Here is a 24,656-nt window from a genome sequence, read left to right as displayed (position 1 = left end):
TGATGTGTACAACAACGATCCGCCGCGACCGGCGGAGCGAGCAGCAGCTCACGGCTCAAGGGAGAGCGCCATGGCAGGCAAGCCGCCCGCGTCGGACCCCGTCCAGGACGCACCCGAGGTCAGCGAACCCCAGCACTCCGCCGTCGGGCTGCCGGCCATCGCCCACGCCCTGCGCGTCTCCCAGCAGCAGATGGGCATACGCCGTACCGCCCTCACCCTCCTGCGCGTCAACCAGCGCGACGGCTTCGACTGCCCCGGCTGCGCCTGGCCCGAGCCCGACAAGCCGCACGCCGCCGAATTCTGCGAGAACGGCGCCAAGGCCGTCGCCGAAGAGGCCACCCTGCGCCGGGTCACCCCGGACTTCTTCGCCGCCCACTCCGTCGCCGACCTCGCGACCCGCAGCGGCTACTGGCTCGGCCAGCAGGGCCGCCTCACCCACCCCATGTACCTGGCCGAGGGCGCCGACCACTACGTCCCCGTCCCCTGGGAGCGGGTCTTCGACCTCATCGGCGAGGAGCTGACCGCCCTCGACTCCCCCGACGAGGCCGTCTTCTACACCTCCGGCCGCACCAGCAACGAGGCCGCCTTCCTCTACCAGCTCTTCGCCCGCGAATTCGGCACCAACAACCTCCCCGACTGCTCCAACATGTGCCATGAGTCGTCGGGCTCCGCGCTGACGGAGACCATCGGCATCGGCAAGGGCAGCGTCCTGCTGGAGGACCTCTACAAGGCCGACCTGATCATCGTCGCCGGGCAGAACCCGGGCACCAACCACCCGCGGATGCTCAGCGCCCTGGAGAAGGCCAAGACCGGCGGAACGAAGATCATCTCGATCAATCCGCTGCCCGAAGCCGGCCTGGAACGCTTCAAGAACCCGCAGACCCCGCGCGGTCTGGCCGGCGGCGGCACCGCGCTCACCGATCTCTTCCTCCAGGTCCGTCTCGGCGGCGACCAGGCGCTCTTCCGTGCCCTCAACCGCCTCGTCCTCGACACCGACGGCGCCCTCGACGAGGACTTCATCCGCACCCACACCCACGGCTTCGAGGAGTTCGCGCAGGCGGCCCGCGCCGATGACGACTGGGACGAGACGCTGCGCGCCACCGGCCTGACCCGCGAGGAGATCGACCGCGCGCTGGCCATGGTCCTCGACTCGCGCCGCACCATCGTGTGCTGGGCGATGGGCCTGACCCAGCACAAGCACTCCGTCCCCACCATCCAGGAAGTCGTCAACTTCCTCCTGCTGCGCGGCAACATCGGCCGCCCCGGAGCCGGCGTCTGCCCCGTACGCGGCCACAGCAACGTCCAGGGCGACCGCACCATGGGCATCTTCGAGCGCCCCGCGCCCGCCTTCCTCGACGCCCTGGAGAAGGAGTTCGGCTTCGCCCCGCCCCGGGAACACGGACTCGACGTCGTCCGCGCCATCCGCGCACTGCGCGACGGGCAGGCCAAGGTGTTCTTCGCGATGGGCGGCAACTTCGTCTCCGCCACCCCCGACACCGACGTCACCGAGGCCGCCATGCGCCGCGCCCGGCTGACCGTCCATGTCTCCACCAAGCTCAACCGCTCGCACGCGATCACCGGCGCCCGCGCGCTGATCCTGCCGACCCTGGGGCGTACGGAACGCGATCTGCAGGACGGCGGCGAACAGTTCGTGACCGTCGAGGACTCCATGGGCATGGTGCACGCCTCCCGCGGCCGGCTGGCGCCCGCCGGCCCCCGGCTGCTGTCCGAGACGGCCATCGTCGCCCGCCTGGCCCGCCGTGTCCTGGGCGAGTCCAGCCGCACGCCCTGGGAGGACTTCGAGAAGGACTACGCGACGATCCGCGACCGCATCGCCCACGTCATCCCGGGCTTCGAGGACTTCAACACCAAAGTCGCCCACCCCGGAGGCTTCGCCCTCCCGCACGCCCCCCGGGACAGCCGCAGCTTCCCCACCGCCACGGGGAAGGCCAACTTCACCGCCGCGCCCGTGGAGTACCCCGCCGTCCCCGAAGGACGGCTGCTGCTGCAGACGCTGCGCTCCCACGACCAGTACAACACCACCATCTACGGTCTCGACGACCGCTACCGCGGCATCAAGAACGGCCGCCGGGTCGTCCTCGTCCACCCCGACGACGCCCGCGAACGGGGCCTGGCCGACGGGGCGTACACCGACCTGGTCAGCGAGTGGACGGACGGCAGCGAGCGGCGCGCGCCCGGCTTCCGCGTGGTGCACTACCCGACGGCCCGCGGCTGCGCGGCCGCCTACTACCCCGAGACCAATGTCCTCATCCCGCTCGACCACACCGCCGACACCAGCAACACCCCCGCCGCCAAGTCGATCGTGATCCGCCTGGAGAGCCCCCGCGAGGACTGACCGCCACCGGGCCGGGCGGGCGGGAACAACAACCCCGCGCTGAGCGCTTGCTCAGGGGCCTGATAGGAACAGGCACGGATCGACGACGATCACGGGCGAGCGAACGGAGCCGTAGGCATGGGTGAGCACAGCACGACCAAGTTTCCGCAGGAGATCCTCGACCAGTGGACCGGCCTCGGCCTCGACCTGCCGGCTCTGTTCTCCGCCGGACACCTCGGCGAGCGGATGAGCGTGCAGGTCACCGAAGCCGCCCCCGAGCGCGTCGTCGGCACCATGCCCGTCGAGGGCAACACCCAGCCCTACGGGCTCCTGCACGGCGGCGCCTCCGCCGTCCTCGCCGAAACCCTCGGCTCCGTCGGCTCCATGCTGCACGGCGGCCCCACCAAGGTCGCGGTGGGCGTCGACCTCAACTGCACCCACCACCGCGGCGCCCGCTCCGGTCTGGTCACCGGCGTCGCCACCCCCGTACACCGCGGCCGCTCCACCGCCACCTACGAAATCGTCATCACCGACGAACACGGCAAGCGGGTCTGCACCGCCCGCCTGACCTGCCTGCTGCGCGACACGGACGCCGACGTCTACCGCGGCTGACCCGCCCCGGCCGGCCGACCGCCGCCCGCCACCACGGCCCCGTACCCGGCTTCCGGGAGCGGGGCCGTACGCATTCCCGTAACGCTGCGTAACACGGGCGCCATGCGGCGCCGACCCCAACTCCCCTCCCCCGCACGGGCCCCGGCTCCGCCGCACCCAGCGCATCCGCTATCCGGACGCCGTTCCGTCACCGCACGCCCCATCCCCCCGTGGAAGTGCGAGTTCACCCTCCGCACCGTGTTCGCCCTCCGGTGTAAGGACCATAACGGCATAACACTCATCGAAGGTCATAACAAGAGCGTCACATCCTGGTCAGCGCCTCTGCCGGTGCGACGAACACCGCTCTAGAGTCACCGCCAGTCACCGCGCCGCCGGGCGCGCTGCCATCACGGGCCCTGTACGGCCCGTACTGCCCGGCGAGCGAAACGGCCATGCGACAGTCGTGGCCGCGCCAGGGAAAGGACTGATCGTGCGTCACCGTTCCTTGCTCATCCTCACCACCGCAGTCGCCACCGGCGCCCTCACGCTCTCCGCGTGCGGTTCGCGCGGCGACGACAACAAGAACGGCGAGGGAAAGTCCACGGTCGTCATCGGCCTCGACGCCCCCACCACCGGCGAGCTCTCCGCGCTGGGCCTGGGCATCCGCAACTCCGCCCAGCTCGCCATCGACACCGCCAACAAAGCCGGCGAGGTCAAGGGCGTCACCTTCAAACTCGAAGCGCTCGACGACAAGGCCCTGCCCAACGTCGGCCAGCAGAACGCCACCAAACTCGCCGGCGACAAGGACGTCCTCGGCATCGTCGGCCCCCTCAACTCCGGCGTCGCCCAGTCCATGCAGCAGGTCTCCAAACAGAACAACCTCACGCTGATCTCCCCGGCGAACACCACTCCCGACCTGACCCAGGGCAAGGACTGGAAGCAGAACAAGCGCGTACGCCCCTTCCCCACCTACTTCCGCACCGCCACCACCGACGAAGTGCAAGGCGCCTTCGACGGTCAGTACGCGTGGGAGAAGATGAAGGTCAAGAAGGCCTACGTCATCGACGACCAGAAGACCTACGGCGTCGGCCTCGCCTCCTCCTTCAAGGACCAGTTCAGCAAGCTCGGCGGCAAGATCGCCGGCACCGAACACGTCAGCCCCGACGACCGTGACTTCAAGGCGGTCGTCTCCAAGGTCAAGTCCGCCAAGCCCGACCTGGTCTTCTACGGCGGCGAATACCCCGCCTCGGGCCCCCTCAGCCAGCAGCTCAAGGACGGCGGCGTCACCGTCCCCCTCATGGGCGGCGACGGCATGTACAGCGGCGACTACATCAAGCTCAACAAGAAGGCCAAGGGCGACTACGCCTCCTCCGTCGGCAAGCCCGTCGAGGAACTCCCCTCCGCCAAGAAGTTCATCGCCGACTACAAGGCAGCCGGCTTCAAGGAGGCCTACGAGGCCTACGGCGGCTCCACCTACGACGCCACCCGGGCCGTCATCCAGGCCGTCAAGAAGGTCGTCGACGACAACAACGGCAAGCTCCCCGACGACGCCCGCAAGCAGGTCGTCGACGCCATGAACAAGGTCACCTTCGACGGTGTCACCGGCCCCATCGCCTTCGACAAGTACGGCGACACCACGAACACCATGATCACCGCTTACCAGGTCGACAAGGGCGCCTGGGCCTCCCGCTTCAGCGCCGAATTCAAGAAGTTCGACAAGAGCTGACCGACCGCACCGCACCACACCACCGGGCCGCGCCAGGACGCACGAACGACCCTGGCGCGGCCCGTGGCACACCGGGGCATCCCGGAATCTGCTCACTCCCACGCAACGGAGGCCCTGCGGTGAGCGAACTGCCGCAACAGCTGGCCAATGGACTCATCCTCGGCGCGATGTACGGACTCATCGCGATCGGCTACACGATGGTCTACGGAATTGTCCAGCTCATCAACTTCGCCCACGGCGAGATATTCATGGTCGGCGGCTTCGGAGCGCTCAGCGTCTTCCTCGCTCTCCCCGCCGGCACCTCACTCGCCCTCGCCCTGCCGGTCATGCTCCTCGGCGGCATCGCCGTATCCGTCCTCGTCGGCATCGCGGCCGAACGATTCGCCTACCGCCCGCTGCGCGGCGCCCCCCGCCTCGCCCCCCTCATCACCGCCATCGGGCTGTCCATCGCCCTCCAGCAAGCCATCTGGAAGTGGTACCCCGACGGCAAACAGGCCCGCGTCTTCCCCCAGTTCAAGGGCCACGCCTTCGACATCCTGGGCGCCACCGTCCAGCGCGGCGACCTCTTCGTCCTCGTCGCCGCCCCCGCCTGCATGATCGCCCTCGGCTTCTTCGTCGCCAAAACCCGCAGCGGCCGCGCCATGCAGGCCACCGCGCAGGACCCCGACACCGCCAGGCTGATGGGCATCAACACCGACCGCATCATCGTCCTCGCCTTCGCCATCGGTGCCGCCTTCGCCGGCGTCGCCGCCGTCGCCTACGGCCTGCGCACCGGCGAGGTCCAGTTCCGCATGGGCTTCATCATGGGCCTGAAGGCCTTCACCGCGGCCGTCCTCGGCGGCATCGGCAACATCTACGGCGCCATGCTCGGCGGCGTCGTCCTCGGCATCGCCGAAGCCCTCGCCACCGCCTACATCGAGGAAATACCCGGCATGGAGCAATTCGGCGGCGGAGCCTGGAAGGACGTCTGGGCCTTCGTCCTCCTCATCCTCGTACTCCTCTTGAGACCACAAGGCCTCCTGGGCGAACGCGTCGCGGATCGGGCGTGATAGCGATGACCACCCACACCACCACAGCCCCCGCCCGCGGCCTGATACCCCTCCCCGAACGCACCGCACGCCTCGTCACCGCCGCAGGCGCCCTCGCCACCGCCGCCACCACCGGTCTCTCCTGGACCTGGAGCAGCGACTTCCCCGGCGACCTCACCTACTACGCATCCCCCGCCGGCCTGCAGATCGTCACCCTCGTCGGCGGCATCCTCACCCTCCTCCTGGCCACCGCGGCACTCGGCGTCCGCGGCCTGCAATGGCTCACCCCCGCAGGACGCAACGCCCCCACCCTGCTCGCCGCCCTGGCCACCTTCGCCGCCACCTGGTTCACCCTCATCGCCATCGCGGTCCAACTCCGCGGGCTGATCAACCTCGAACCGGGCGGCGCCCTCGCCGGCATCGCTTCCCTGATCACCCTCGCCGGCGCCCTGGCACTGCCCCCCGACCAGGCCGCCGACCGGCCACCCGCCAACCCCTGGCAGCGCTTCACCGCCACCCTCGCCGCCAGCCCCCTCCGGCGCCGCACCCGCGAGCTGCCCTCCTGGGCCGAGATCCTGATCATCGCCGCCGCCTTCGCCGCCGGACTCCTCGCCTTCACCTACGGCATCGACACCGACGACGGCGCCCCCTTCGTCGGCTACCTGATCTTCATGGTGCTCGCCATCCCCGCCCTCAACCGGGCCGGGCTCATCGCGCGCCTCACCGCACTCACCCACACCCACCGCGGCGTGGCCCTCGGCGCGGCCTTCATCGCCGCCGCCTGCTTCCCCTTCACCCAGGACACCGACCAGTACACGATCATCGGGGCCAACATCCTGATCTTCGCCACCGTCGCCCTGGGCCTCAACGTCGTCGTCGGCCTCGCCGGGCTCCTCGACCTCGGATACGTCGCCTTCCTCGGCGTGGGCGCCTACGCGGCCGCCCTCGTCTCCGGCTCCCCCGAATCCGCCCTCGGATTCCACTTCCCCTTCTGGGCGGCCCTCCTCACCGGCGCCGCCGCCTCCCTCGTCTTCGGCGTCCTCATCGGTGCCCCCACCCTCCGCCTGCGCGGTGACTATCTCGCCATCGTCACCCTCGGCTTCGGCGAGATCTTCCGCATCGCCATGCTGAACCTCAACGGCACCACCGGCCCCGACGTCACCAACGGCGCCATGGGCATCCCCAACATCCCCAACCTCGAAATCTTCGGCTTCAACTTCGGCGAACCCCACGACATTCTCGGCATCCCCGTTGCCACCTACGGCAACTACTACCTGCTGATGATCCTCGTGACGGCCTTCGTCGTCCTCGTCTTCCGGCGCGCCGCCGCCTCCCGCATCGGCCGCGCCTGGATCGCCATCCGCGAGGACGAAACCGCCGCCGTCGCCATGGGCATCAACAGCTTCCGCCTCCGCCTCCTGGCCTTCGCCCTCGGCGCGTCCCTCGCCGGACTCGCCGGCACCGTCCACGCCCACGTCGTCACCACGGCCACCCCCGAACAGTTCCAGTTCGCCGGCCCCCAGCCCCCCAACTCCGCCTTCCTCCTCGCCGCCGTCATCCTCGGCGGCATGGGAACCCTCAGCGGCCCGCTCGTCGGCGCCGCCCTCCTCTTCCTCATCCCCGCCAAACTCGACTTCCTCCAGGACTACCAACTCCTCCTCTTCGGCATCGCCCTCGTCCTCCTCATGCGCTTCCGCCCCGAGGGCCTCATCCCCGACCGCAGGAAGCAGCTCGAATTCCACGAAACCGGCCAACTCGACGTACCCGACCAGCGCCTCCCCGACGCAGACGCCACCCTCGGCGCCACCCAGGCAAAGGCGTGACGACCATGACCACAGCACCCAGCCTCGCACCCGCCACTGACACCGACACCGTGCTGCGCGCCGACGGCGTCACCATGCGCTTCGGCGGACTCACCGCCGTACGCGGCGTCAGCCTCACCGTCGGCGCGGGCGAAATCGTCGGCCTCATCGGCCCCAACGGCGCCGGCAAAACCACCTTCTTCAACTGCCTCACCGGCCTCTACGTGCCCACCGAAGGCACCGTCAGCTACCGGGGCACCCGCCTCTCCCGCAAACCCCACCTCGTCACCCAGGCCGGCGTCGCCCGCACCTTCCAGAACATCCGTCTCTTCGCCAACATGACCGTCCTCGAAAACGTCCTCGTCGGACGCCACACCCGCACCAAAGAAGGACTCTGGTCCGCACTCCTGCGCGGCCCCGGCTTCAAGAAGGCCGAGCGCACCAGCGAACAACGCGCCATGGAACTCCTGGAGTTCACCGGCCTGGCCCACAAACGCGACCACCTCGCCCGCAACCTCCCCTACGGCGAACAACGCAAGCTCGAAATCGCCCGCGCCCTCGCCAGCGAACCCGGCCTGCTGCTCCTGGACGAACCCACCGCCGGTATGAACCCCCAGGAAACCCGCGCCACCCAGGACCTCGTGCTCGCCATCCGCGCACAAGGCACCGCCGTCCTCGTCATCGAGCACGACATGCGCTTCATCTTCAACCTCTGCGACCGCGTCGCCGTCCTCGTCCAAGGCCAAAAACTCGTCGAAGGCACCGCCGAGATCGTCCAGGCCGACGAACGCGTCATCGCCGCCTACCTCGGCACACCGGTCGAGGCCATGCCGGCACCGGACGACACCACGGACCCGGCAGCCCCGGCGGACACGGCCCCCACGCCGAAGACCGCCGCGCCCCCCGAGGCGGCAGAAGAACCCGACGCAGCAGACGAGGCGGCCCCGCCGGACCGGCCGGACCAGGGACAGACCGGAGACACCCCATGACCGCACTGCTCGAAGTCGAGGACCTACGCGTCGCCTACGGCAAGATCGAAGCCGTCAAAGGCATCTCGTTCTCCGTCGAAGCCGGACAGGCCGTCACCCTCATCGGCACCAACGGCGCCGGCAAGACCACCACCCTGCGCACCCTCTCCGGCCTCCTCAAGCCCCTCGCCGGCAAGATCACCTTCGACGGCGAACCCCTCGACGGCGTCCCCGCCCACAAGATCGTCGAACGCGGCCTCGCCCACTCCCCCGAAGGCCGCCGGCTCTTCCCCCGCCTCACCATCGCCGAAAACCTCCAGCTCGGCGCCTTCCTCCGCAAGGACGCCGACGGCATCGAGAAAGACATCCAACGCGTCTACGAGCTCTTCCCCATCCTCGGCGAACGCCGCAAACAGGCCTCCGGCACCCTCTCCGGCGGCGAACAGCAAATGCTCGCCATGGGCCGCGCCCTGATGTCCCGCCCCAAACTCCTCATGCTCGACGAGCCCTCCATGGGCCTCTCCCCGATCATGATGCAGAAGATCATGGAAACCATCCGCGAACTCCGCTCAGAAGGCACCACCATCCTCCTCGTCGAGCAGAACGCCCAGGCCGCGCTCTCCCTCGCCGACCAAGGACACGTCATGGAAATCGGCCGCATCGTCCTCTCCGGCAGCGGCGAATCCCTCCTCCACGACGAATCCGTCCGCAAGGCCTACCTCGGCGAGGACTGAACCCGCACACCGCCACCACGCGAGCGGCCCCGCACCGATCACCATCGGTACGGGGCCGCTCGCGCGCTCGGGTACGAGCCTGCGGACCTGCTACTGGTCCTTCTGCTGCTTCTTCTCCTCGGCATCCTCGATGACCGCCTCGGCCACCTGCTGCATCGACAGCCGGCGATCCATCGACGTCTTCTGGATCCACCGGAACGCGGCCGGCTCCGTCAGCCCGTACTGCGTCTGCAGAATGCTCTTCGCCCGGTCCACCAGCTTCCGGGTCTCCAGCCGCTGGGTGAGGTCCACGACCTCCTTCTCCAGCGTCTTCAGCTCGGTGAACCGGCTCACCGCCATCTCGATCGCGGGAACCACATCGGTCTTCGAGAACGGCTTCACCAGATACGCCATCGCGCCCGCGTCCCGCGCCCGCTCCACCAGCTCACGCTGCGAGAAAGCGGTCAGCATCAGCACCGGCGCGATGCTCTCCTCGGCGATCTTCTCGGCCGCCGAGATACCGTCCAGAACCGGCATCTTCACGTCCAGGATCACCAGATCGGGACGGTGCTCACGGGCCAGCTCCACGGCGGTCTGGCCGTCCCCGGCCTCGCCGACGACGGTGTAGCCCTCTTCCTCCAGCATCTCTTTGAGGTCGAGACGGATGAGGGCCTCGTCCTCGGCGATCACGACGCGCGTGGTCAGCGGCGGGACGTGCGACTGATCGTCATCGGCGACGGGCTGCTCGGGCTCGGCGGCGCTCACGGGACTCCTCGTTACAGGCAGGTGGTGCCCCATGAGCCTACCTAGCTCCTGTAGGGTAGGACCACGCAGGGCAGCAGGTATCCTCCCTTTCTAAGGCCCCAGTACTCCAACTGGTTAGAGAGGCGGCTCTCAAACAGCCGAAAGTGTGGGTTCGAATCCCACCTGGGGCACTTTCTCTTCGATTCGAAGATAGCGCGACAAGCGCTGAGCGTCACCCGTTTCGGTGAAGCGCTAACGGATCGAATTCACGTCGCTTGACGCATATCCCGTCGCGATCGCATGCATCCACGACCTCTCCACGCGTGCGCCTGCTCTCCCTCGTCGCCCAAGGGCGCAGCCTCAACGCCGTGAGCAAGCGGACCGGCATATCCCGGTGCGCCATTCGCTCCTGCCGGACCAGGATCGAGCCGGTCCCGCACAAGGCGGAGTGCCCGCGATGCGCGCGTGTGCCACAGCCGCCGCGTCCGACGCTCACCCCTGGGGGTTCATCAAGCGCGGCTCCGTCGCCCTCACCGACCAACACATCGGGCCGAAGTACTGACAGGGACGGCAGTCAGATACCTCGGCCCAGCGGAATCGCGGTGCGGGTGGGGCTACTTCGGGGAATCGTCCTCGCCGATGTGGTGGACGCGGACGAGGTTGGTGGAGCCGGGGACTCCGGGCGGGGAGCCGGCGGTGATGATGACGACGTCGCCCTTCTGGCAGCGGCCGATCTTGAGGAGCTGCTCGTCGACCTGGGCGACCATCTCGTCGGTGGAGTTGACGGTCGGGCCGAGGAAGGTCTCCACGCCCCAGCTGACGTTGAGCTGGGAGCGGGTGGCCGGGTCGGGGGTGAAGGCCAGGAGCGGGATGGGCGAGCGGTAGCGGGAGAGTCGGCGGACGGTGTCGCCGGACTGGGTGAAGGCGACGAGGAACTTGGCGCCGAGGAAGTCGCCCATGTCGGCGGCGGCGCGGGCGACGGCGCCGCCCTGGGTGCGGGGCTTGTTGGCCTCGGTGAGCGGCGGGAGGCCCTTGGCGAGGAGGTCTTCCTCGGCGGCCTCGACGATGCGGCTCATCGTCTTGACGGTCTCGGTGGGGTATTTGCCGACGCTGGTCTCGCCGGAGAGCATGACGGCGTCGGTGCCGTCGATGACGGCGTTGGCGACGTCGGAGGCCTCGGCGCGGGTGGGACGGGAGTTGTCGATCATCGAGTCGAGCATCTGGGTGGCGACGATGACCGGCTTGGCGTTGCGCTTGGCGAGTTTGATGGTGCGCTTCTGGACGATCGGGACGGTTTCGAGGGGCATCTCGACGCCGAGGTCGCCGCGGGCGACCATGATGCCGTCGAAGGCGGCGACGATGTCGTCGATGTTGTCGACGGCCTGCGGCTTTTCGACCTTGGCGATGACGGGGAGGAAGCGGTCTTCTTCACGCATGATGCGGTGGACGTCCTCGATGTCGCGGCCGCTGCGGACGAAGGAGAGGGCGATGATGTCGGCGCCGTAGCGCAGGGCCCAGCGGAGGTCGTCCTGGTCCTTTTCGGAGAGAGCGGGGACGGAGACGGCGACGCCGGGGAGGTTGAGGCCTTTGTGGTCGGAGACCATGCCGCCCTCGATCACCTTGGTGCGGACGCGGGGTCCGTCGACGCCAGTGACTTCGAGGGTGACTTTCCCGTCGTCGACGAGGATGTGTTCGCCGGTGGTGACGTCGGCGGCGAGGCCGTTGTAGGTGGTGCCGCAGATCTGGCGGTCGCCTTCGACGGAGGGTTCCACGGTGATCGTGAACTCGTCGTCGCGTTCGAGAAGTACAGGGCCTTCTCGGAATCGGCCGAGGCGGATCTTCGGACCTTGAAGGTCGGCGAGGATGCCGACGCTGCGGCGGGTCTCTTCGGATGCTTTGCGGACCCGGTCGAATCGTGCCTCGTGGTCGGCGTAGGTGCCGTGGCTGAGGTTGAAGCGGGCAATGTCCATTCCGGCGTCGACGAGGGCTTTGATCTGCTCGTACGAGTCGGTGGCGGGTCCCAGTGTGCAGACGATCTTTGCTCGGCGCATGTTTCGACTCTATGACTTACCGGACGGTAGGGAACGGTGGGAAAGTGACTGCTCAACGAGCGCTTGGTGAAAGCCTTTTGACAAGTAATGGAATGCGCGCGCAGGCGCTCCGATGAGCGGAATGTCATCCCCGTGCGCGCTGGTCTCACAGTGCGGGACGGGTCATCGTAAAGCGTGCGTTGACATTGGCGTAGACGGCTTGGCGCTGGGGTTCGAGATCGAGGGCGGGGGCGGATTCCTGGGCGGCGCCGCCATAGCCGCCAAAGGAGCGCATGGCAGGGGCTGCCACGGGGGCGGCGTTCTCGGCGCCGAGGTCGGCGATTTCGAGGAGGGCGTCGAGGCGGGCGCCGAGGGCTTCGGCGTATTCGCGGGCGCGCTGGACGGCTTCGTGGACGGCTTGGGTGCGGGCGGCGCGGTGGGCGGGTGAGTCGGGGCGCAGGGCCCACCAGGGGCCGTCGACACGGGTGAGGTCGAGGTCGGCGAGGCGGGTGGTGAGTTCGCCGAGGGTGGTGAAGTCGTTGAGGGTGGCGGTGTGGGTGACGCGTCCGTGGTAGGCGCGGATGCGTTCGTGGCGGCCTTTCTCGGCGAGTTGGGGGGTGAGGCTGAAGGTGCCGGTCTCCAGTTTTTCGATGGCGTCGCCGTAGCTCTTGATGAGGGTGAGGGCTTGTTCGTTGCGGCGGCTGAGGTCGGTGAGGGCGGCGGTGCGGTCGGTGCCGCGGGCGCTGACGGTGACGGCGATGCGGGCGATTTCCGGGTCGACGTCGAGCCGGGCTTCGCCGCGTACGGCGAGGCGGGGGGTGTCGGGGGTGCCGTACGGGAGAGCGGTCGGAGTGGGGCCGGTGGTGGGGACGGTGGGGGTGGGGGTCTCGTCGGTGGGGTCGGTCATGGGTGGCTCCCGGGTTGCGGGGTCGGTGTCCGGCGGGCGGGCTTCGGGGCGCGGGTGGTGAAGGGTCGCATATCGGGGCGGGCCGGGGTGGGTCATCCGAGGGGACGCGGTGAGGGGTGTTGCGCGGGGGGCGGCTGCGCCAGAATCTACGCGCGTTGTCCCGCTGTGTGGCGGCGCTCGTCCGCGTTTTCGGCGTTCATCCAAGGGAGTTGGCATGTCGCTCGACCGTAGGAAGTTCTTGGGGCGTTCCGTGGTGACGGGGGCCGGGATGGCGCTCGCGGGGGCGGCGGGCGCGCCGGTGGCGGAGGCGGTGGAGACCCGGGGCCCCGCCGGGGGCCGCGGTCGCCGGGAGCGGTACGCCTTCACGGTCATGGGCACGACGGATCTGCACGGCAACGTCTTCAACTGGGACTACACGACGGACGCGGAGTTCGACGATGCGGATCACAATGACGTCGGCCTGGCGAAGATCTCGACGCTGGTGGCCCAGGTGCGGCGGGAGAAGGGCCGGCGCCACACTCTGCTGATCGATGCGGGTGACACCATTCAGGGGACACAGCTGGCGTATTACTACGCCAAGGTGGATCCGATCACGGATCCGGACGGTCCGGTCCATCCGATGGCGCGGGCGATGAATGCGATCGGCTATGACGCCGCGGCGCTGGGTAATCACGAGTTCAATTACGGTATTCCGGTGCTGCGGAAGTTCGAGGAGAGCTGTGATTTTCCGCTGCTGGGGGCGAATGCGGTGGATGCGAAGTCGCTGCGGCCGGCTTTTCGGCCGTATGTGCTGAAGCGGTTGCGGTCACCGCGCGGGCGGGAGGTGACGGTGGCGGTGCTGGGTTTGACGAATCCGGGTATCGCGATCTGGGACAAGGCTCATGTGCAGGGGAAGCTGGCGTTTCCGGGGCTGGTGGAGCAGGCGGCGAAATGGGTGCCGAAGCTGCGGTCGATGGGGGCGGATGTGGTGATCGTGGCGGCACATTCGGGGATGAGCGGTACGTCGTCGTACGGGGACCAGTTGCCGTATGTGGAGAATGCGGCGGCGTTGGTGGCGGAGCAGGTGCCGGGGATCGATGCGATTTTGGTGGGGCATGCGCATGTGGAGGTTCCCGAGCGGCGGGTGGTGAACAAGGAGTCGGGCCGGGAGGTGGTGCTGTCGGAGCCGTTGAAGTGGGGGCAGCGGCTGACGCTTTTCGATGTGGAGGTGGAGTGGCGTCGGGGGCGTTGGGAGGTGGGGTCGGTCGGTTCGCGGGTCCTGAATGCGAATGCGGTGGCGGAGGATGCGCGGATCACGGGCCTGCTGCGGGCGGAGCACCGGAAGGTCGTGGCGTATGTGAACCGGGTGATCGGCCGGTCGAAGGCGGAGATGACGGCGGCCGAGGCGGCGGTGAAGGACACGCCGGTATTGGACTTCATTGCGTTCGTGCAGGCGGAGGTGGTGCGTAAGGCGCTGGCGGGGTCGGCGCATGCGTCGTTGCCGGTGTTGTCGCAGGCGTCGTGTTTTTCGCGGTCCGCTCGGGTGCCGGAGGGGGATGTGACGATCCGGTCGATGGCGGCGCTGTATCCGTTCGACAACACGCTGGAGGCGCGGGTGTTGACGGGTGCGCAGGTGCGGGCGTACCTGGAGTTCTCGGCGCGGTATTACGTGCAGACGGCGGCCGGTGGTCCGGTGGATCCGTCGAAGGTCACGAATGCGGACGGTACGCCGGATTACAACTACGACGTGGTGAGCGGTGTCTCGTACGAGGTCGATATCGCGAAGCCGGCGGGGCAGCGGATCGGGAAGCTGATGTTCGACGGGAAGCCGTTGGACGATGCGGCGCGGTTCGTTCTGGCGGTGAACAATTACCGGGCGAACGGTGGTGGCAATTTCCCGCATGTGGCGGCTGCTGAGCAGGTGTGGTCGACGTCGGACGAGATCCGGAATTTGATCATCGGGTGGGTTCAGGAGAGCGGTCAGATCGATCCCGCTCAGTTCGCCTCGGTGGACTGGAAGTTGACGCGGGACGGGGTGCCGGTGTTCTGAGATCCGGCTGACCACGAGGGGGCCGCGGGGGCGGCGTCCGGGGGTGGCCGTCGGTCTCTCCCGGGTCCGCGGCTCCCCCGGCCCCCGTAAGCGTGGTGCCGCCGTACGGGGTTGTCGTGGGCCCGAGGGCGGTGCGGGTCAGCGGCGGGGGACGAGGGTGGAGCCCTGGCGGGGGACCATGCCCGCGCGTCCCGTCGACGGCTGGGGGAGGCCGAAGGTGGTGAAGGCGGTGCGGGTGGGGAGGGGGTAGGGGGTTTTGTCGGTGAGGGAGTTGAGGATGGTGGCGCTGCGCCAGGCGGCGAGGCCGAGGTCGGGGGTGCCTACGCCGTGGGTGTGGGTCTCGGCGTTCTGGACGTAGACCGAGCCGGTGACGGCGGGGTCGAGGACGAGGCGGTGGTGTGCGTCGATACGGGGGCGCGCCCCGGAGTCACGGCGCATGTAGGGGTCGATGGCGGCGAGAAGGGTGTCCATGCGGCGTTCGCGGTAGCCGGTGGCGAGGATGACGGCGTCGGTGGTGAGGCGGGAGCGGGTGCCTTGCTGGGTGTGGTCGAGGTGGAGTTCGACCTTGGTGGTGCCGACGCGGCCCGCGGTGCGGACGAAGACTCCGGGGGTGAGGATGGCGTCGGGCCAGCCGCCGTCGAGGGTGCGGCGGTAGAGCTCGTCGTGGATGGCGCCGAGGGTGGTGTGGTCGATGCCTTTGTGGAGCTGCCACTGGCCGGGGACGAGGTCGTCGCGGACGCGTTCGGGGAGGGCGTGGAAGTAGCGGGTGTAGTCGGGGGTGAAGTGTTCGAGGCCGAGCTTGCTGTATTCCATGGGGGCGAAGGCGGGGGTGCGGGCGAGCCAGTGGAGGCGTTCGCGGCCGGCGGGGCGGGCGCGGAGCTGGTCGAGGAAGATTTCGGCGCCTGACTGGCCGGCGCCGATGACGGTGAGGTGGTCGGCGGTGAGCAGGGCTTCGCGGTGGTCGAGGTAGTCGGCGGAGTGGATGACGGGGACGGCGGGGGCCTCGGCGAGGGGGCGGAGGGGGACGGGGATGTGGGGGGTGGTGCCGATGCCGAGGACGAGGTTGCGGGCGTAGGTGCGGCCGAGGGCTTCGGCTTCGCCGCCGGTGTCGAGCTGGGTGAAGTCGATTTCGAAGACTTCGTGTTCGGGGTTCCAGCGGACGGCGTCGATCTGGTGGCCGAAGTGGAGGCTGGGCAGGTTTTCGCTGACCCAGCGGCAGTAGGCGTCGTATTCGGCGCGGTGGATGTGGAAGCGCTCGGCGAAGTAGAAGGGGAAGAGGCGCTCGCGGGTCTTGAGGTAGTTGAGGAAGGTCCAGGGGCTGGCGGGGTCGGCGAGGGTGACCAGGTCGGCGAGGAAGGGGACTTGGAGGGTGGCGCCGTCGATGAGGAGGCCGGGGTGCCAGTGGAAGGCGGGGCGCTGGTCGTAGAAGGCGGTGCGGAGGGGGGTGAGGGGGTGGGCGAGGGCGGCGAGAGAGAGGTTGAAGGGGCCGATACCGATTCCCGCGAGGTCGAGGGGTTCGTCGGGGGTCGTGGTGTCGGTGGTGGGAGAGGTTTCGGGGTGCGGGGTGGTGCTCATCGAGGCGTGTGGCCTTCCACGAGTTTGAGGAGGGTGGTCAGGTCTCCGGGTTGGGTGTGGGGGTTGAGGAGGGTGGCTTTGAGCCAGAGGCCGGTGGGGGTCGTGGCGCGGCCGAGGACCGCCTGTCCGTCGGTGAGGAGGGTGCGGCGGATGGTGGCGAGGGTGGTGTCGTCGGCGCCGGTGGGGCGGAAGAGGACGGTGCTGAGAAGGGGGCGGGAGTGGAGCTCGTAGCGGGGGTGGGCCTCGATGAGGTCGGCGAGGGTCTGCGCGGCGGCGAGGGTGCGGTCGACGAGTTCGCCGAGGCCGTGGCGGCCGAGGGCTTTGAGGGTGACGGCGATTTTGAGGATGTCGGGACGGCGGGTGGTGCGCAGTGAGCGGCTGAGCAGGTCGGGGAGGCCGGCTTCGGTGTCGTCGTCGGCGTTGAGGTAGTCGGCCTGGTGGGCGAGGGGGGCCAGGGTGGCGGGGCCGGGGACGGCGAGGAGGCCGGCCGCGACGGGCTGCCAGCCGAGTTTGTGCAGGTCGAGGGCGACGGTGTCGGCGCGGGCGAGGCCTTGGAGTGCGCCGCGGTGGGTGTCGCTGAAGAGGAGGGCTCCGCCGTAGGCGGCGTCGATGTGGAAGCGGGCACCGTGGCGTCCGGCGACATCGGCGAGGGCGGAAAGAGGGTCGATGGCGCCGGAGTTGGTGGTGCCTGCCGTGGCGGTGAGCAGGACGGGGCCGGTGCGTCCGGCGAGGTTGGCGAGACAGGTGTGGACGGTGTCGGGGGTGAGGATGCCGTCGGGGGTGGGGAGGGTGAGGGGTTCGGGGAGGCCGAGGAGCCAGGCGGAGCGGTGGATGCTGTGGTGGGCGTTGGCGCCGCAGACGATCTGGAGGGGGCGGGCGGGCCGGTGCGGTGCGGTCGCGGAGCCGTCGGGGGCGGCGGCTTCGCGGGCGAGGAGGAGGGCGAGCTGGTTGGATTCGGTGCCGCCGGTCGTGATCAGGGCGTCGGGTTCGGCGGCCTGGGGGTAGACCAGCGCGGCGAGTTCACGGCTGGTGAGGGCTTCCAGTGCGGAGGCGGCGGGGGCCTGGTCCCAGGAGTCCATGGAGGGGTTGAGGGCGCCGGCGGCGAGGTCGGCGGCGGTGGCGAGGGCCAGCGGCGGGCAGTGCAGATGCGCGGCGCAGTGGGGGTCGGCGGGGTCGGCGGCACCGGCCGCGAGGGTGTGGACGAGGGTGCGCAGGGCGGTGTGCGGACCGGTGCCGTGGTCGGGAAGCAGGGGGTGGCAGGCGTCGCGTACGGCGCGGGCGACGGTGGCCGGTCCGCCGGGCGGGAGGGGGCCGGCGCGGTCCTCGGCGCCGGTGGTGAGGGCGTCGAGGACGGTGTCCAGCAGGGGGCGGAGTGCGCGGGGGCCGTTGGTGCCGCCTGCGAGGGCGGTGCCGGCAGGGGGCACAGACATCAATGTGCTCTTCTGTCAGGGGAGTTGGGGCGTGGATCCCATGCGGACCAGCCCTTAGGCAGCCCTAAGTTACTTTCCCTGTACAGCCTGTATCCACTGGTCGCGGTCATACCACCCGTAAGTGGTACGGGTGTACCGCACGTGTTCGGGTGCCGCCGGTCCGGGGAATCCCGACGCCGTCAGCGGGGCGGGGAGCGGCCCCCATGGGGGCCCGTCATGACCAGCGTCGCCGCACGGGTGCTGCGCGCCGGGCTCGAAACGCAGGTCAGGGGTTGTTCAGATAGGTGAGGACGGCGAGGACGCGGCGATTGCTGTCGTTGTCATCGGTGATGCCGAGTTTGCCGAACATGGAGGTGGTGTATTTGCTGATGGCGCTTTCGCTGAGGAAGAGCCGGCGGCCGATGGCCTGGTTGGACAGCCCTTCGGCCATGAGGCCGAGCACGGAGTGTTCGCGTGCGCCGAGCCGTCCGAGTCGTGGGTGCGAGGGCCCGGTGGAGAGCAGTTTGGCGATGACGGCCGGGTCCATGGCGGTCCCGCCACCGGCGACGCGTTCCAGGGCATCGATGAACTGATCGGCGTGGAACACGCTCTCTTTGAGGAGGTAGCCGATGCCACCGGCTCCGTCGGCCAAGAGCTCGCGGGCATACAGCTGTTCGACGTGCTGGGAGAGAATCAGGACCGGCAGTCCGGGCAGTTCGCGGCGGGCGGCAAGAGCGGCCCCGCATCCGCCACCGCTGGTCCAGGCGGGCGTCGCGGCTGGTGCGCTCGTAGGAGAACCCGTTCCACCAGTACCCGGTGGACATCCGCACCACCGGCCCGGCCTGCCGGTACCCGGGGGGAATGACGGTGGGTGTCCACGTCGCGACGAGGAAGCGGAACATCCGGCAGACCGGGCGGGACAGGGCGAGCGTGCCCAGGCACGCCCACACCAACGGTGCTGCCCACGACCACGGGTTCCCCGCCCCCCACCGGATCCCCAGCGCCACTGCAGTGGCCCACACGGCCGGACCAGCATGCTGACGACCACCACCACGCACGCCCGCACGAACCCCAGCCCGGCACTTGCCCCCCACGACACCAGCTGTCGCATGACCCTTCCTTCAGAGCTCCTAGGAGCGCGCTCCCGGCCCCGGCGTGCCGGGAGCGCGCAGCACTCAGGCGCTCCCGGCAGCGGCGCGTACCGTCAGCGCCCGGCGCAGATCGTCGAGTTGGTCGACCAGTTTGCGGCGCAGGGCGGGGGTCGGGTGGGCGTCGGCGAGGCAGGCTTCGCCGAGGTGGAGGGTGTGCTCCTCGACGAGGACGGCGGGGAAGGCGTAGCGGCCGGCGGCCTCGGCGAGGGCGGGGCCGCGGGCGGCGGCGAGGGCGGGGACGTCGGTGAAGTAGCGGGCGGCGTAGGGGCGGAGCAGGTCGAGCTGTTCGGGTGCCCAGAAGCCGGTGGCGGTGGCGGTGAAGAGGTAGTTGGAGAGCGCGGCCTTGCTGTCGGTGGTGAACAGGGCGTCCCAGGCGGCCTGTTTGGCGGCCGGGTCGGGGAGCGCGGCGTGGCAGCGGGCGGCGCCTTCGCGGCCGGTGGCGCTGGGGTCCCGGGCGAGTTCGGCGTCGATGGCGGCGCGGAGTTCGTCGAGCGGCGCGGCGCCGAGTGTGGCGAGCCGGCCGAGGATGCGCCAGCGCAGTTCGGGGTCGAGGCGGGGGCCGCCGGGGACGCTGCCGTCGTCGAGCCAGTCCTGGATGCCTTCGGGGGTGGTGGCGTTGTCGATGAAGGCGCGTACCGCGGTGAGCCGGAGTCCTGCTTCGGCGCCGTGTTCGGGGCCTTCGGTGCGGCGGAGTATGTCGCGGCTGAGGGCGGTGAGGGTGGCGAGGGCGGTGTGGCGTTCGGTGTGGGGGAGATAGCGGTCGGCGATCTGGGTGCGGGCGAACGCGAGGACGCCTTCGACGACGGCGAGATCGGTTTCGTACGGGAGGTGGGCGCGGGCGGCGTCGAGGTAGGCGGTGGGGGCGAGTTCGCCGTCGCGGACCATGTCGCGGGCGGCGTTCCACACCACGGCGCGGGTCAGCGGTTCGGGGAGTCCGGACAGCGCCCCGAGGGCGGTGTCCCAGGAGACGGGGTCGAGGCGGACCTTGGCGTAGGTGAGGTCCTGGTCGTTGAGGAGGAGCAGGGCGGGGCGGCCGCCGGTGGCGGAGTGGGCGGCGCCGTCGGGGACGTCCCAGGACAGCGGCTCGCGCGGGACGAGGCGGCCCGTGCTGGTGTGGTCGTGGTCGTAGAGCCCGATGGTGAGCCGGTGCGGGCGGGTGCCGTCCTGGCTTCCGGTCTGCTCGACGGACACGCTCCAGTTGCCGTCCTCGCCTTCCCGTACGACGGGGGTCAGGGTGTCGACTCCGGTGGTGCGCAGCCAGCGTTCGGCCCAGGCGTGGACGTCGCGGTCGGTGGCGCGGGAGAGGGAGTCGATGAAGTCGGCGAGGGTGGCGTTGCCGAAGCGGTGCCGGGCGAAGTGGTCGTTGATGCCGGCGAGGAAGTCCTTCTCCCCCATCCACGCGACGAGTTGGCGCAGTGCGGAGGCGCCCTTGGCGTAGGAGATGCCGTCGAAGTTGGTGAGCGCGGAGGTGGTGTCGGGGACGTCCTCGGGGGCGGGGGCGACGGGGTGGGTGGAGGGGCGCTGATCGGCGTCGTAGCCCCAGCCCTTGCGGGCGAAGGCGAATTCGGTCCAGGTGTCGGTGCCCCACGTTCTGGGGGGCGTCCCCCCGCGGCTGGCCTCGGCCAGGACCTGGTAGCCCATGTATTCGGCGAAGGACTCGTTCAGCCAGATGTCGTCCCACCATCGGAGGGTGACGAGGTCGCCGAACCACATGTGGGCCATCTCGTGGGAGATGACCATGCCGCGGGTCTGGCGTTCGGTGTCGGTGACGGCGGAACGGAAGACGAATTTGTCGCGGAAGGTGACCAGGCCGGGGTTCTCCATGGCACCGGCGTTGAATTCGGGGACGAAGGCCTGGTCGTAGGAGTCGAAGGGGTAGGGCTCCTCGAAGATCTCGTGGTAGCGGTCGAAGCAGCGGCGGGTGAGGTCGAGGATCTCGTCGGCGTCGGCGTCCAGGTGCGGGGCCAGGGAGCGGCGGCAGTGGAGGCCGAAGGGCAGTCCGGCGTGCTCGGTGCGTACGGAGTGCCAGGGGCCGGCGGCGACGGCGACGAGGTAGGTGCTGATGAGGGGGGTGGGGGCGAGGGTCCAGTGGCCGGGGTCGCGCCGGGTGGCGATGCCGTTGCCGAGGACGGTCCAGTCGGTGGGGGCGGTGACGGTGAGGGCGAAGACGGCCTTGAGGTCGGGCTGGTCGAAGGCGGCGAAGACGCGCTGGACGTCCTCCATGAACAGCTGGGTGTAGGCGTAGGTCTCGCCGTCGGCGGGGTCGGTGAAGCGGTGCATGCCCTCGCCGGTGCGGGAGTAGCGCATGGTGGCGTCCACGCGCAGTTCGTGGGCGCCGGGGGTGAGCCCGGTGAGCGGGAGGCGGTTGTCGTCCAGGGCCGCGGGGTCGAGGCGGCGGCCGTCGAGGGTGACGGAGTGCAGCTCGGCGGGCTTGAGCTCGACGAAGGTGTCGCCGTCCGCGTGCGCGGTGAAGTGGATGACCGTACGGGAGCCGAACCGGTCCTCACCGTGGGTGAGGTCGAGTGCGATGTCGTAGCGGTGGACGTCGATGAGTCGGGCTCGGGTCTGCGCCTCGTCGCGCTGCAGTGCGGGCATGACTTCATGCTGCCGTACGGTCGGTGGCCGGTGCACGGGGGTTGGGGGAAGCGGGGCGGGCGAGTGCCCGCCGCGGCGGACCCGGGCTCCCCCGGTCAGCCGTTCCCTCCGCTGACCAGCGGCGGATCGTCCGGATCCGGGATCTGGGTGGACCAGCCGCCGGGCACATTGCGGACCTGACGGTCGCGGAAGCGCACCGGGGCGGTCCCCACCCGCCGGGTGAACAGGCGGCTGAAGTACGCCGGGTCGTCGTAGCCGACCCGGCGGGCCACCGCCGCCACCGGGAGCTCCGTTCCCACCAGGAGCTCCTTGGCGCGGCCCAGGCGTATGCCCAGCAGGTAGTCCTTGGGGCTGCAGCCGGCGCCGCGCCGTACGGCGGTGCGGAGTTCCGCGGGGGTCATGCCGTGCCGGGCGGCGTGCTCGGCGACCGAGAGCGGCAGGAAGGCGTCCCGGGCGAGTGCCTGGAGGACCGGGTCGCCGTCGGCGTCGGTATCGGCCCGTGCCCTGCGCAGTGCGACGAGGAGTTCGTGGACCGCGGCCGAGGTCTCCACCTCCAGCAGCGGATTGCCGCGCCGCGCCGCGCGGGCGATCCGCCCGATGGCGGTCCGGGCCGGCCCGGTGTCGGCGAGGGGGACGAGCGGGCGGTCCGCCTCGATATAGCCGAGTTCGGTGTAGGTCGCGGCGGCCGGCCCGGTGAAGTCGACGAAGCTCTCGTCCCAGCCGGTCTCCGGGTCGGCGCCGTAGTGGTGGGGCACCCCCGGCAGGATCCACAACAGGGCGGGGGCGGTCACCGCATGACGCCGGCCGTCGGGGGCGGTGAACCAGCCGCGGCCGGCGCTGATGACGATGGCGACATGGTGGTCGAGGGTGCGCGGGCCGACCGTGGGCAGGGTGCCGTGCTGGAGGCCGACGCCCAGGCACACCAGGCCGAGCCGGTGGTGGACCGGGCTCGGAGTGAAGTAGCGCATCCAGGTGTGGTACACGCCCGGACCTCCCGTCGCTCTGTACCGCTCCGTGCCGCTCCGTCGAACCGTCCAAACACAACCGATCTTTGTCCATGGACCGTCACACCGCCAGAGGGCAAGGGTGACCGGTGACCGTGTGCGCCCGGCCGGTGGCGCACGGGAGACGAGGCGAGGGCGGGTGACGTGACGCAGTTCGAGGTGGGCGAGCGGGACTTCGTGCTGGACGGGCGGCCGGTGCGGCTGCTGTCCGGGGCGCTGCACTACTTCCGGGTGCACGAGGCGCAGTGGGACCACCGGCTGGCGATGCTCCGGGCGATGGGCCTGAACTGCGTGGAGACCTATGTGCCGTGGAATCTGCACGAGCCGCGGCCCGGTGAGTTCCGGGATCCGGAGGCGCTGGGGCGGTTCCTGGACGCGGTGCGGGCGGCGGGGCTGTGGGCCATCGTCCGGCCGGGGCCCTACATCTGCGCGGAGTGGGAGAACGGCGGGCTGCCGCACTGGCTGACCGGGCCGCTGGGGCCGCGGGTGCGGACGCGGGATGCGGCGTATCTGCGGGCCGTGGACGCCTGGTTCGCGCGGCTGCTGCCGCAGGTCGTGGCGCGCCAGTGTACGGCCGGCGGGCCGGTGATCATGGTGCAGGCGGAGAACGAGTACGGCTCGTACGGCAGCGACGGCGTCTATCTGGCGCACCTGGTGGACCTGCTGCGTGAGCTGGGGGTGCGGGTGCCGCTGTTCACCTCGGACGGGCCCGAGGACCACATGCTGAGCGGTGGTGCGGTGCCGGGCCTGCCGGCCACCGCCAACTTCGGTTCCGGGGCCCGCGAGGCGCTGGCGGCGCTGCGGCGCCATCAGGCGGACGGGCCGTTGATGTGTATGGAGTTCTGGTGCGGGTGGTTCGCGCACTGGGGGCAGGCACCGGCGCCGCGCGCTCCGGAGGATGCCGCTGCGGCGCTGCGCGAGATCCTGGAGTGCGGTGCGTCGGTCAATGTCTACATGGCGCACGGCGGGACGAATTTCGGTGGGTGGGCGGGGGCGAACCGCGCCGGTGAGCTGCATGACGGGGCGCTGCGGTCGACGGTCACCTCGTACGACTACGGGGCGCCGGTCGACGAACACGGGCGCCCCACGGAGAAGTTCTGGCGGTTCCGGGAGGTGCTCGCCGAGTGGGCGGACGGGCCGCTGCCCCGGGTGCCGGAGCCGCTGCGGGTGCTGCCGGCTCCGGTACGTGCGGTGGTCGGGGAGTGGGCGTGCGCGCAGGACGTGATGGAGGCGCTGGGGGGTGTGGAGGTCGAGGGGGGCGGTCCGGCGACGTTCGAGGAGCTGGGGGTGGACCGGGGGGTGGTGCGCTACCGGGTGGCGGTGCCGGGGCCGCGCGGCCGCTATCCGCTGCGGGTGAGCGGGCTGCGGGACCGGGCGGTGGTGTACGTCGACGGGGTGCGCGGGCCCGTGGTGGAAGGCGAGGACGCCGTGCTCGGGGAGGTGGCCGGGCCCGCGTCGGTGGAGGTGTGGGTGGCGTCTCTGGGGCGGGTCAACTACGGTCCGCGGCTCGGCGAGTCCAAGGGGATTACGGGCGGGCTGCTACACGAGCGGCAGTATCTGCACGGCGTACGGTCGCGGGGGCTGCGGCTGGACGCCATGGAGAATGCCGGGGCATTGGCGAAGGTTCCGTTCCGGGCGGCGGAGGGGGCCGGCGGGGCCGTGGGGCTGTACCGGGGGACGGTGACGGTGGACGGGCGGCCCGGTGATGCCGATCTTGCGCTGCCGGGCTGGAGCCACGGTTTCGCCTGGATCAACGGTTTCTGTCTGGGGCGCTACTGGGCGCTCGGGCCGCAGCGGACCCTGTATGTGCCGGGCCCGGTGCTGCGCGAGGGCGACAACGAGCTGCTGTTGTGGGAGTGGGAGGGCGCCCCGGCCCTGGTGGGGGAAGAGGCGGGGGCGCCCGGACTGTACCCCTGCGCGACGGGGGGCTGAGCGGTCCGTGGGGGGGGGGGGCGCCCCCCCCCCGCCCCCCGCCCCCCCCCGCCCCCCCGGGGGGGGCACGAGGTACCGCGCGGTACCCGCGGGGGGCCCCGTGGGCCGCCCCCCCCC

General features: G+C 70.3%; 16 protein-coding genes, 1 tRNA gene and 1 pseudogene. 10 read left to right on the top strand and 8 right to left on the bottom strand.

Features of this window, described 5'->3' with window-relative positions; genetic code table 11:
* Positions 1-70: 70 nt before the first annotated feature.
* The 7 genes from ACGFWI_RS29180 (at position 71) to ACGFWI_RS29150 (ending at position 9,184) form a co-directional block, all read left to right on the top strand.
* Positions 71-2,356, top strand: a complete 2,286-nt coding sequence (locus ACGFWI_RS29180) for an FdhF/YdeP family oxidoreductase (protein ID WP_393909029.1) — start codon at positions 71-73, stop codon at positions 2,354-2,356.
* Positions 2,357-2,473: 117 nt separating this feature from the next.
* Entirely contained in the window at positions 2,474-2,947 is a 474-nt protein-coding gene (locus ACGFWI_RS29175; RefSeq protein ID WP_393909028.1) for a PaaI family thioesterase, read from the top strand.
* A 484-nt stretch (positions 2,948-3,431) separates the two neighbouring features.
* Complete coding sequence (locus ACGFWI_RS29170) at positions 3,432-4,652, top strand: branched-chain amino acid ABC transporter substrate-binding protein (RefSeq protein ID WP_393909124.1); 1,221 nt, start codon at positions 3,432-3,434, stop codon at positions 4,650-4,652.
* Positions 4,653-4,771: 119 nt separating this feature from the next.
* Positions 4,772-5,701 carry a branched-chain amino acid ABC transporter permease gene (locus ACGFWI_RS29165; protein ID WP_393909027.1) on the top strand — a complete coding sequence of 310 codons (930 nt, stop codon included), beginning with the start codon at positions 4,772-4,774 and terminating at the stop codon, positions 5,699-5,701.
* Positions 5,702-5,706: 5 nt separating this feature from the next.
* A complete protein-coding gene (locus tag ACGFWI_RS29160; RefSeq protein WP_393909026.1) occupies positions 5,707-7,503 on the top strand; it encodes a branched-chain amino acid ABC transporter permease in 1,797 nt (598 codons plus the stop codon).
* Between the two features lie 5 nt (positions 7,504-7,508).
* Positions 7,509-8,471, top strand: a complete 963-nt coding sequence (locus ACGFWI_RS29155; protein WP_393909025.1) for an ABC transporter ATP-binding protein — start codon at positions 7,509-7,511, stop codon at positions 8,469-8,471.
* Positions 8,468-9,184: an ABC transporter ATP-binding protein gene (locus tag ACGFWI_RS29150; RefSeq protein WP_393909024.1), complete on the top strand. Its 717-nt coding sequence runs from the start codon at positions 8,468-8,470 to the stop codon at positions 9,182-9,184. Before ACGFWI_RS29155 ends, ACGFWI_RS29150 begins: the two co-directional genes overlap by 4 nt.
* 90 nt (positions 9,185-9,274) lie before the next feature.
* Here the strand turns inward: ACGFWI_RS29150 and ACGFWI_RS29145 are convergent, their stop codons facing one another.
* Positions 9,275-9,928, bottom strand: coding sequence for an ANTAR domain-containing response regulator (locus tag ACGFWI_RS29145; protein ID WP_393909023.1), 654 nt, complete (start codon positions 9,926-9,928; stop codon positions 9,275-9,277).
* Between the two features lie 95 nt (positions 9,929-10,023).
* On the opposite strand from ACGFWI_RS29145, the gene ACGFWI_RS29140 reads away from it, so the two are divergent.
* Positions 10,024-10,098 (top strand) — tRNA-Leu (locus tag ACGFWI_RS29140).
* 423 nt (positions 10,099-10,521) lie between these two features.
* Here the strand turns inward: ACGFWI_RS29140 and pyk are convergent.
* Positions 10,522-11,958 (bottom strand): pyruvate kinase, encoded by a 1,437-nt coding sequence (pyk, locus tag ACGFWI_RS29135; protein WP_393909022.1) that lies wholly within the window; start codon positions 11,956-11,958, stop codon positions 10,522-10,524.
* Positions 11,959-12,103: 145 nt separating this feature from the next.
* Positions 12,104-12,844 (bottom strand): SIMPL domain-containing protein, encoded by a 741-nt coding sequence (locus tag ACGFWI_RS29130; RefSeq protein ID WP_393909021.1) that lies wholly within the window; start codon positions 12,842-12,844, stop codon positions 12,104-12,106.
* Between the two features lie 214 nt (positions 12,845-13,058).
* Between ACGFWI_RS29130 and ACGFWI_RS29125 the strand changes: the two genes are divergently transcribed.
* Positions 13,059-14,873: a bifunctional metallophosphatase/5'-nucleotidase gene (locus tag ACGFWI_RS29125; RefSeq protein WP_393909020.1), complete on the top strand. Its 1,815-nt coding sequence runs from the start codon at positions 13,059-13,061 to the stop codon at positions 14,871-14,873.
* Between the two features lie 138 nt (positions 14,874-15,011).
* On the opposite strand, the gene ACGFWI_RS29120 is transcribed toward ACGFWI_RS29125, so the two are convergent.
* From ACGFWI_RS29120 to ACGFWI_RS29100, 5 genes and pseudogenes are all read right to left on the bottom strand, one after another.
* A complete protein-coding gene (locus tag ACGFWI_RS29120; protein ID WP_393909019.1) occupies positions 15,012-16,448 on the bottom strand; it encodes a lysine N(6)-hydroxylase/L-ornithine N(5)-oxygenase family protein in 1,437 nt (478 codons plus the stop codon).
* Positions 16,445-17,878, bottom strand: coding sequence for a pyridoxal phosphate-dependent decarboxylase family protein (locus ACGFWI_RS29115; protein ID WP_393909018.1), 1,434 nt, complete (start codon positions 17,876-17,878; stop codon positions 16,445-16,447). The genes ACGFWI_RS29120 and ACGFWI_RS29115 overlap by 4 nt, the downstream gene beginning before the upstream one ends.
* Before the next feature lie 265 nt (positions 17,879-18,143).
* Positions 18,144-18,605, bottom strand: a pseudogene (locus ACGFWI_RS29110) (DNA-binding response regulator); the annotation flags it as partial.
* Positions 18,606-19,032: 427 nt separating this feature from the next.
* The gene (gene pepN, locus ACGFWI_RS29105; protein ID WP_393909017.1) at positions 19,033-21,603 is read right to left on the bottom strand and encodes an aminopeptidase N; all 2,571 of its coding nucleotides are present in this window, start codon (positions 21,601-21,603) and stop codon (positions 19,033-19,035) included.
* 95 nt (positions 21,604-21,698) lie between these two features.
* Positions 21,699-22,586, bottom strand: a complete 888-nt coding sequence (locus ACGFWI_RS29100) for a helix-turn-helix domain-containing protein (protein WP_393909016.1) — start codon at positions 22,584-22,586, stop codon at positions 21,699-21,701.
* A gap of 165 nt (positions 22,587-22,751) precedes the next feature.
* Between ACGFWI_RS29100 and ACGFWI_RS29095 the strand changes: the two genes are divergently transcribed.
* Positions 22,752-24,539, top strand: coding sequence for a beta-galactosidase family protein (locus ACGFWI_RS29095; RefSeq protein WP_393909015.1), 1,788 nt, complete (start codon positions 22,752-22,754; stop codon positions 24,537-24,539).
* Positions 24,540-24,656: the final 117 nt, after the last annotated feature.

The sequence above is a fragment of the Streptomyces sp. NPDC048434 genome, from assembly GCF_043200375.1.
In the GTDB taxonomy this organism is placed as follows: Bacteria; Actinomycetota; Actinomycetes; order Streptomycetales; family Streptomycetaceae; genus Streptomyces.
This window is presented reverse-complemented; position numbering and strand designations above follow the sequence as displayed.